The organism is Mesorhizobium sp. M8A.F.Ca.ET.161.01.1.1 (assembly GCF_004792105.1).
GTDB lineage: Bacteria > Pseudomonadota > Alphaproteobacteria > Rhizobiales > Rhizobiaceae > Mesorhizobium.
Window position 1 is genome coordinate 1 of the sequence record NZ_SRTD01000474.1, and the last position, 286, is coordinate 286.

At 65.7% G+C, this 286-nt stretch carries 1 protein-coding gene; it reads right to left on the reverse strand.

Translation table 11 applies throughout. The annotated features are described in order from the left end of the window. Positions 1–286 (reverse strand): VCBS domain-containing protein (locus EN804_RS36615; protein WP_135922445.1); only part of this gene is annotated, 286 nt, incomplete at both ends.

The window sequence follows — 286 nt, forward strand, 5'->3', positions numbered from 1 at the left end:
CGTCGATGTTGATGGTCACCGAGGTGTGGGTGCCGTCGGCGCTGACGACATCGAAGGTGTCGGTGTAGGTGGTGCCGGCGGCGAACTCGTTGTGGGCCGAGCTTGCCGTGTAGGTCCAGGCACCGGCTGCATTGATGGCAAAGGTGCCATAGGTCCCTGCGGTCCCGGCCTGGGCGACGAAGGTCGCCGGGCTGTCGACATCCGAGATGGTCAGCGTGCCGGAGCTCGAGATGTCGGTGGCCGAGTTGGTCTCGGTCAGGTTGCGCACATCGGCCGACAGGATGGC